General features: G+C 65.0%; 5 protein-coding genes. 3 read left to right on the top strand and 2 right to left on the bottom strand.

The genetic code is table 11. The features are described from left to right. Positions 1–64 precede the first annotated feature (64 nt). Entirely contained in the window at positions 65–1,435 is a 1,371-nt protein-coding gene (locus IFR11_RS15880) for an ABC transporter substrate-binding protein (RefSeq protein ID WP_191916828.1), read from the bottom strand. 1,068 nt (positions 1,436–2,503) lie between these two features. Here IFR11_RS15880 and IFR11_RS15875 point away from each other — a divergent pair. Beyond that, on the top strand, positions 2,504–4,588 hold the full coding sequence (locus tag IFR11_RS15875) for an alpha-L-fucosidase (protein ID WP_197979091.1): 2,085 nt from the start codon (positions 2,504–2,506) through the stop codon (positions 4,586–4,588). A 473-nt stretch (positions 4,589–5,061) separates the two neighbouring features. On the opposite strand, the gene IFR11_RS15870 is transcribed toward IFR11_RS15875, so the two are convergent. Next, the gene (locus IFR11_RS15870; protein WP_244630835.1) at positions 5,062–5,472 is read right to left on the bottom strand and encodes a winged helix-turn-helix transcriptional regulator; all 411 of its coding nucleotides are present in this window, start codon (positions 5,470–5,472) and stop codon (positions 5,062–5,064) included. A 121-nt stretch (positions 5,473–5,593) separates the two neighbouring features. Here IFR11_RS15870 and IFR11_RS15865 point away from each other — a divergent pair, with 121 nt between their 5' ends. Together IFR11_RS15865 and IFR11_RS15860 are read left to right on the top strand one after the other, a co-directional pair. Beyond that, positions 5,594–6,439 carry an SDR family oxidoreductase gene (locus IFR11_RS15865; protein WP_191916826.1) on the top strand — a complete coding sequence of 282 codons (846 nt, stop codon included), beginning with the start codon at positions 5,594–5,596 and terminating at the stop codon, positions 6,437–6,439. Between the two features lie 56 nt (positions 6,440–6,495). Beyond that, the gene (locus IFR11_RS15860) at positions 6,496–7,539 is read left to right on the top strand and encodes a LacI family DNA-binding transcriptional regulator (RefSeq protein WP_191916825.1); all 1,044 of its coding nucleotides are present in this window, start codon (positions 6,496–6,498) and stop codon (positions 7,537–7,539) included. Positions 7,540–8,395 lie beyond the last annotated feature (856 nt).

The following is an 8,395-nucleotide window of genomic DNA, read 5'->3' as shown; positions in this document are numbered from 1 at the left end:
GGCGGCTGCCCCCGACCCTGGAGGGGGTCGGCGGCAGCGGCGGCTGCAGCGAGAGCGGTCACGGCTACTTCGCCACCGTGTATCCGTTGACCTGCGCCTCGTTCTCGATCGCGGTCTGCCAGGCGGGCAGGGTATCGACGAGCGAGGCGCCGGCAGCGAGCTCCGGCGTGACCGTCTTGGCCCAGATGGCCGCCTGCGAGAAGCGGGGATAGCCCCAGCCCTCCCAGACCAGACCTGAGGAGGCGCGGACGTCCGCGGCGAAGTCGCCGGCGAAGAATCCACTGGCGGCCTGCTTGTCGAGCCAGGCGTTCCCGGCGGAGGCGTAGGCGGGGTAACCGGGCGAGAGCTCCACCTGGTAGGCGGGGTCGCTTGTGACGAACTCGACGAACGCCTTCGAGGCCTCCAGGTTCTTGGAGTGGCTGGAGACGAACCAGGTGCCGCCGCCCACGTTGCCGGTCACCGGGTCTTCGCCGTCCCACGCGAGCGGGAGGCCCGCTCCGATGGTGCCGGGGGCCGAGGCGAGGTTGTCGGGGTTCTGGAAGATGGCGCCGGAGTACCAGATCGGGCCGGGCATGAGCAGGACCTTACCGGCGTAGGTGCTGACGAAGTCGGACCCGAACACGCTGTCCTGCACGACGGTGCCGTTGTCGATCAGGGTGTCGAGGAGCCCGGCCATCTTGACTGCGCGCTCGTCTGTCGTGTCGACCGAGATCTCGTTCACGCCCTCGACCTGGTTCACGGGTGCTTTGGCACCCCAGAAGTAGACCTCGGGAGCCCAGGAGTCGCCGACGGATCCGACGATGTAGCCGGGGTGCTCCGCGGCCACCTTCTCGCCGAGGGCCTCGTACTCCTCCCATGTCGTGGGGAGCTCGTAGCCGAACTCATCGAGCAGGGACTGGTCGTACCAGAGGACGTTCTGCGCGAGGTCGTTGCGGAGGCCGTAGAGCGAGCCGTCCACGGTCAGGGGGTCCAGCGCGCCGGGAGTGAAGCCCGAGAGGAACTTGTCATCGAGGAAACCCTTGTCCAGGACGGCTGCGAAGGGGGTCTCGCCCTGACTCGCCCACGACGCGTCGGTGTTCTGGGTCGAGAAGACTACGTCGGGCCACCCCTCGCCCGCCTGGTCGAACGCGCTCACCTTGGTCTGGAACGATCCTGACCCGTCGGCCCCTCCGTCGTAGGTCTCGACGTTGATCTCGATGTCGGGGTTCGCAGCCTGGAAAGCGGCGGCGGCAGGCTCGCGGGCGGCGTCGACCCAGACGGTGATCGCACTGTCTGGATCCTGCACAGCGGCGACGAAGCCGAACTCCGACCCGCCACCTGCATCCTCCGAGGAGCATCCGGTGAGCAGGAGACCGCAGGCGGCGGCCGTTGCCGTCGCGCTCAGGAGGAGGCGGCGCGGACGCCTGCCTCGGAAGGCGGGGAGCGGAGTGGCCATGACGGGTCCTTTACGTATCGACGACTGTGGCGATGGCTCGGAGCGAGCACAGCCATTAGATCATACATGTGATGTTTGCGGAAGTTACCGAGTGGACAGGTCGAATATTGCCTCAACCGCGTGGATCGTGGCGTGGTCGAGGAGGTGCCGGGTGGCGTTCGTCGAGAGGCTCCAGTGGGCTCTCCGCCGTCGCTCATCCCGAGCGCGGCGACGGGGAGTGGTGGTCCGCGGGCTGCGTCTCCTACTGACGTCGGTCGACGATCGAGCGGCCCGGAGAGGACGAAGGGAGTGGTGCTCCGGGTCTGTAATTGTCCGTGCAGATGGGCGGTCCGGCACGACGAAGCCCCGGGTGCGACCTGGCGGGTCGCGCCCGGGGCTTCCTTCAGCGTTTCAACTGAACGGTCGGAACGGTGAACTCATTCACGTCGTATCGGGGCGGATCATGGGAGGTCGAGAAGACACCGGCATCCGGAGCGGCCGCCAGCCCGGGAAGAGTGACCGCACCGCCCACCGCCACGAAGGCCACTCCATTGGTGGAGTACGAAACGGTGACATGGCTACCCGACCGAGCCCGCCCTGGCCCAGGCGTCGGTAACGGCTTGCGCCACCACCTTGGTCGCCACGGATCTGCCGGTCGTCAGGGCGCCGGGAAGGTATCGGCGTATGAGCATTCCGTGCTCGCTACTCGTGCTAGCCGGCCCAGATGCGACGAGAAGCCCTTTGGCAAGAATCACGCGCATCATCGCCTCTAGGTACGTCAGCGATCGGGTCTCGGCTTGCCATTTGCTGGATCCGTGCTATAGTCCGTCGGACATTATGTTCGCGCTAACAGTGCGCGGTGCAGACTCAGATGGAGTTCAGACAATGTCGTCAGGCACTTTTGACCGCCGATCGTTTCTTGGAGTAGCGGGCGCTTCCGCCGCAGGGCTCCTGATCCCCGCTATAGGGGGTGGAGGGCGGCCCGCGTTCGCGCAATTGACGGCAGCGGGTGTTCCGAAGGCGGTGTTCCAGGCTGCCGCGATGGGCGCGGGGTGGGACACTCAAGCCCTTCTGCAGAAGGTGGTCGACATGCGTTTCGGCATGTTCAACCACTTCAATCTTGGCACGTTCACCGATGAGGAGTGGGCGGCGCCCAACCAGAGCCCGTCGCTGTTCGCCCCTCCCTCGGTCGACACCGACCAGTGGGCGGATGCCGCTGTCGCAGCCGGCATGAGCTACGGAGTGCTCACGACCAAGCACCATGACGGATTCGCACTGTGGCCGACCAAATACGGATCACAGAACGTCATGAACTCGGGGTACAAGCGCGACGTCGTCAGGCAGTACGTCGACTCGTTCCGTTCCCGAAACCTCAAAGTCGGATTCTATTTTTCTATCTGGGATCGCACCTACCCCGTGCAGGCTACGGGTGGTTACCACGTGAGCGATCCGAGCGCGGGCGTGGACCCGCCCCAGATCGAGTACGTGCTCAACCAGATCACCGAACTGCTGACCGGGTATGGTCCGATCGAGCTGTTCATGCTTGACGGCTACGCGTGGCAGATGGGGAACCAGCAGGTGCCGCTGCAGCGTGTACGAGACTTGGTCAAGACGCTTCAGCCCGATTGTGTGATGGTCGACATCTGCGCCGTGCTCACGCCGTGGCTCAGCGACGCGATCTTTTGGGAGGAGCCGCTGGGCATCCAGGCCCCTGCGGGTAACACGTGGGCGGGTCTCCAGGGCCAGACCATCAGCGACCGCGACTGGTTCTGGCATCCGTCCACCCCGACGAAGCCGATGATGACGACGGATGACATCGTCGGCCACATCACGGGGCTGGAGGCGAAGTGGACCTCTTTCATCCTCAATTGCGCTCCCAACCGGGACGGCAAGCTCGACCCCGGCGTGGTGACGCGGCTGGCGGAGGTGGGGGCGGCGTGGTCGCCCAACCTCACCCGCGGGGCACTGCCGATGCAGCCGCTGCGAGCCGAGTACCTGATCACCCCGGTCGCCGCCTACGCGTCAGCATTCCGTGACCCCGAACCGCCATACTTTGCGATCGACGGGCGCGCCGACCGCAACCTGCAGACCTGTTGGTCCACCTGGCCGGGAACGGGGGCGCTTGCTGTTCCGGTCTCGATCACTCTCGACCTTGGCGGGGTCTACGACGGAGTCACCACGCTCGAGTACCTCCCAAAGCAGTGGTCCCGAGATAACGGAACCGACGGTGACGTCACGTCGTTCGAGGTATCCACGAGCCCCGACGGCGTGACCTTCACCACGGCCGCCTCCGGAACGTGGGTCGCCGATCGTACTCCGAAGGTCGTCGAGTGGCCGCCCGTCATGGCGGGCTTCATCCGGTTCACGGTGAAAGCCGGTTCGGGTGGGTACACGAACGTCGCCGGATTGCGGGTCGGCGGACGCAAGGCCGAGCCGGTACGTCAGTCCTTCGCGGTCGCCCCCGACCGCGTCTACAAGTTGATCAACGTCAACAGTGGCAAGGCTCTGACCGTTCTCGGAGAATCGCCGGTGAATGGGGCTGCGGTCGTCCAGGCGACCGACTCGGACGCGGCGAACCAGCGGTGGTCCTTCGCAACGGATGTCGACGGGTATTACACCCTGACGAGCGTCAACAGTGGCAAGACGCTCGAGATCGGGGGGCGATCGCGGAACGCCGGCGCGAAAGCATCGATCTGGTCCGACGCAGACGTGCTGCAGCAGCAGTGGGCGGTTACGCCGGTCGCAGCCGGGCAGGTTGCGCTCACGAACCGTTTCTCTACGCATGCGCTTGCCGTGACGGGAGCTGCCACGGGCGACGGCGCGACGACCGAGCAGCAGGTGTACCGCGGCTCCTCGGCCCAGCGCTGGACCCTTGTCGATGTCACCGTCGCCGAGCTCGACCTGATCGCGACGGTGACAACTCGGTGCGTTACGAAGAAGGTCTACGTCAATGTGTCGGTCAAGAACGCCGACACGGTGCCGGTGGACGTCGTTGTCGCCACCGCATACGGCTCCAAGTCGATCCCCGCCCTCGCACCCGGAAGAACGACGAGCGTCGCATTCACATCTCGCGCCACATCCATCGTCGCCGGCTCTGTATCGGTGACCGGCACCGCGGAGGGGCGACCGACGCTCAGAAGCGACCTCAAGTACGGGGCGGCCATCTGCAGCTGACTATGCATCATTCATGATTCATGCGCGTGTGTGTCACTCCGTCGCTCCTGCCGCACACGCGCACGACTCATGAAAAGGGAGAATTTCAGCGGGTAAGACCCCGAATCTCACGCCTATCCAGGCGTTTCAAACGGCTGAAGGCGGTGACGGAATCGTGTCGCGGTTGCGATCCGAACCGGTGTTATAGGTGGCGCTTGGTGGGCTGTTGCGAGACGGGCCGCGCCGTCCCTAATGTCGAGAGCCTCGCCCTGAGTGGTCTGGGGGAGCCTCGTCGGATCCCGTGCCACCGTTGCGGTGTCGACCGAGGTGAACGGAGCGCGGGTGCAGGACACGGTGACGGCCGACTACGCCGCGCGCAACTGCGGCTAAGACCCGTTCGGCGACGAGGGTGCGTCCGCACGTGGGCGGGCGAACCCTCGTCATGTCAGCACGATCGTTCGTCTGACGGCGCGGCCGAGAGGTCTACTGGATCGTCAACGGAATGAAAGCTCGACACCTACTCTTTTGTATTCGAGAGCTACCGAGTGCAGTCGTTGATCGACTGGACGCCGTAGCCGCGCGAGCACGCAACCGACGCCGCTCACAGGCGCGGCCCTACCGCGACACCTCCTCACCGAGCGCGAGGACAGCGGTGTGTTATTCCGCGATAAGTGGCGTGAATTCCCATACCGAATAGGATCTCGGTCGGCCGCGAGTGGGTTGATGAGCTCGTGCCCCACTCGGGGCGGAGTCTCTGGATACGAGGTCCGGGTGACAATTCCGTAGGCCTCGAAGCGGCGCAGCCGATCGGTCAACGTGTGAGCGCTGATACCGGGCAGCGCATCCTTCAGCTGGCCGAAACGGCACGGTCCATTCAGCAGTTCTCGAACGATCAGAGTCGCCAACGGTCCATCGAGAAGCGATAGGAATCGGGCGATCCCGCGCTCCGGCCAGGTCGCTGCCCTGAATCACATGACTCCTTAGTGCACTTGAAGTAACCGATGCGTTGTATGCACTAATGGTCTCATGACACTAATCATTCATGGTGCAACGGGCGCTCAGGGCGCCCCCATCCTCCCCCTCCTGCTTGCAGCAGGCTTTGACGCAGTGGCGGCGGTGCGCGATACGACGAAAGCTGACGTCAAGGCCGTTACCGTCGATTTCAATTCAGTCGCATCCCTTGCCAAGGCTTACCAGGACGCGGACGGCGTGTTCGTTCACCTGCCCCTAGGCAGCCCCGACCAGCAGGCAGCCTTCGCGACGGCGATAGGCGACGCGGTGGCACAGTCACGCCCCAAGCGAGTCGTGTTTTCGACGAGCGGGTACCCACTGACCCTGCCCGACGGGGCCATCACTGCACACGGTATCCTCCACAACAGGCTGAGGGAGTCCGGGGTGTCTTACGCGGTCATTGCGCCGAAGACGTTCCTCGAGAACCTGCTTCTGCCGGTCACCCTCGGGCCCGTGCGTGTCGAGGGGAGCCTCCGCTATCCGATTCGCGAGGACTACGCCATCTCGTGGGTCTCTCACCTGGATATGGCCGACATCGCCGTGAAACTTCTCACGGACAACCGCGACGTGCAGGGCGTTGTCGAGGCAGGTGCGCTTCCGGCCCTGCTCGGCGACGACCTCGCCGACGCATTCTCAGCCCACCTGAACGAACCGGTCACCTTCATCAGCCAGAACCCCGACGACTACGGGAAGCTGATCACCCCCATATTCGGAGCGGCAGGCGTTGAGCCCGTCGTCGCGTCCTACCACGCACGATGGTCGATGCCCGACGAGCGCATCGACGAATCTCGCTCGGCCCAGACACTGCTCGGTATCACACCTCGTTCTGTCGAACAGTGGCTGCGTGACAGGGGCATCTGACCAGCATGAGCATTGGCGCCGCCCGCGCGTGGACGTAGACCGATTGGACATATGGGATGCCCCCAGCTTCGAGTCGCGGTTTGCAGCGACCCAACATCTACGACGTCGCGCTACGCGCCGGCGTGTCGCACCAGACGGTATCCCGCGTGATGAATGAGTACCCTTTCGTCCGCGAGACGACGCGCGCGCGTGTATTGCAAGCCATCGAGGAGATGAACTACACGCCGAGCTGGACGGCTCGGGCGCTCGCCACGCGGCGAGGCCACAGAATCGGGGTGCTTATCGACGGGCCCGTGCAGAACGGTCCGAACAGCACACTCCGCGCCCTCGAGAAGGCGGCGCGCGAGGTCGGGTACGCCGTCAGCGCGTTCTCGATCGGCGATGACGACGCGTCGCGGATGGATTCCGGGGTGATGGAGCTGGTCACTCAGGGGGTCGACGCGCTGTGCGTCATCGCCCCGCGCGAGTCATCGCTCGATCTGCTGCGACAGCAGACGACGGGTCTTCCGACCATCGTCATCAAGGCCGAGGCGGATGCTGCCTGGCCCACGGTGGGCGTCGATCAGCGCGAGGGCGCGCGACTGGCCGTCCGGCACCTCATCGGGCTTGGTCATCGCCGCATCGCCCACCTCGCAGGTCCCATGGACTGGTTCGACGCCCGCGAGCGCATGGAAGGCTGGCGCGAGTGCCTCGCCGAGGCGGGTCTGCCGGAGGGACCGATCATCCTCGGCGACTGGACGTCGGACTTCGGCTTCGAGTTTGGCAAGTCCTTCGGCCTGGCCGACACCACCGCGGTGTTCGCGGCGAACGACCAGATCGCGCTGGGAATCATCCACGGGCTGCACGGCCGCGGCATCCGGGTTCCGGAAGACGTGAACGTGGTCGGGTTCGACGATCTGTCCGATGCGCGACACTTCCTCCCCCCGCTGACCACGGTGCGCCAGAACTTCGCCGAACTCGGCGAGCTGGCGCTGCAGCAACTCATCGCCGCCATCGAGGGCGACACCGATTCCAGCCACGACACGATCCAGCCGAAGCTGATCGTTCGCGAGTCAACGACGGCCGTCGCTCGGAGAACAATTCTCAGCAAAGACTTTTGACATAACCGTTGATAACCGCGGCAGGTTGCACAGTCCCCCGAGGGCGGCAGGGGGGATCTCTCGAGAACCATCCCAACGAGTGAACGCACATACGCCGATAATGAGCGTCGGTCGCGAATGCAGCGACAGGTGAAGAAGCAACCACGGTCACTGTGACTGAGGACGCGAGCCTACCCATCTTGGGGTATCACTTTGAAAGCAATTCCATCACCGGGGATTATTGGAATGACTCAGAGATGAGGCTCGGACTGCCGCGAGATCGAAGAAATCGGCGAATCCGCGATGTGCGCGTCGGAGGCGTAGGCCCTGGCATCTGGGAACCCGCTCATCCTGGAGAAGGCGCAAGCCGACCAGGCGCTGCAGAAACTCCGCTGGCAGGAGACAGTGCACCATCGCGCGCAGTCCTTATTCAGCGCCCCTCGCGTCGCGGCGCTGCAGGAGATCGCGACGGGCGAAGATAGCGTTTCGCAGCTGCAGGCCGCCGTCGCGCGATCGGCGGATGTGTCCGGCGATGTGTTCCGCATCGAGACCGCGAACGGGTCTACACCAGCCGCTCCGATGCTGCGCAAGCTCTCGGCGCGTGGGCGCATCAACGGGGCCTGCAGTAATGCAACCCCATCCCCGTCCCTGAGCGCATCGGAACGATCGGCGGGCACGTCATCACCGGGCACACGGAGCGGCAGTACACCGCGTCGACGGGCGGAAGGGCGGTGCTCCGGTTGAGTCTGGAAGACGCACCTTCCAGGACGGTGTACATCATGGCGGCAGCCTAGCCAGCAACCTGGCTAGGAGGCGGATCACGGCCCGACGTACTCCCCGCGCGGTCGCAGGCGCATCGGCGCTTCGGCGTACTCGG

Origin of the sequence: Microbacterium sp. CFBP 8801 (assembly GCF_014839455.1) — a bacterium.
Lineage (GTDB): Bacteria > Actinomycetota > Actinomycetes > Actinomycetales > Microbacteriaceae > Microbacterium.
Note: the sequence above shows the minus strand (reverse complement) of the source record. Positions and strands in the feature narration are given on the sequence as shown.

Coding starts and splice junctions, on each gene's coding strand:
- IFR11_RS15875 (WP_197979091.1), top strand. CDS start 2,504: ATGCGTTTCGGCATGTTCAACCACTTCAATCTTGGCACGTTCACCGAT.
- IFR11_RS15860 (WP_191916825.1), top strand. CDS start 6,496: ATGCCCCCAGCTTCGAGTCGCGGTTTGCAGCGACCCAACATCTACGAC.
- IFR11_RS15880 (WP_191916828.1), bottom strand. CDS start 1,435: ATGGCCACTCCGCTCCCCGCCTTCCGAGGCAGGCGTCCGCGCCGCCTC.
- IFR11_RS15865 (WP_191916826.1), top strand. CDS start 5,594: ATGACACTAATCATTCATGGTGCAACGGGCGCTCAGGGCGCCCCCATC.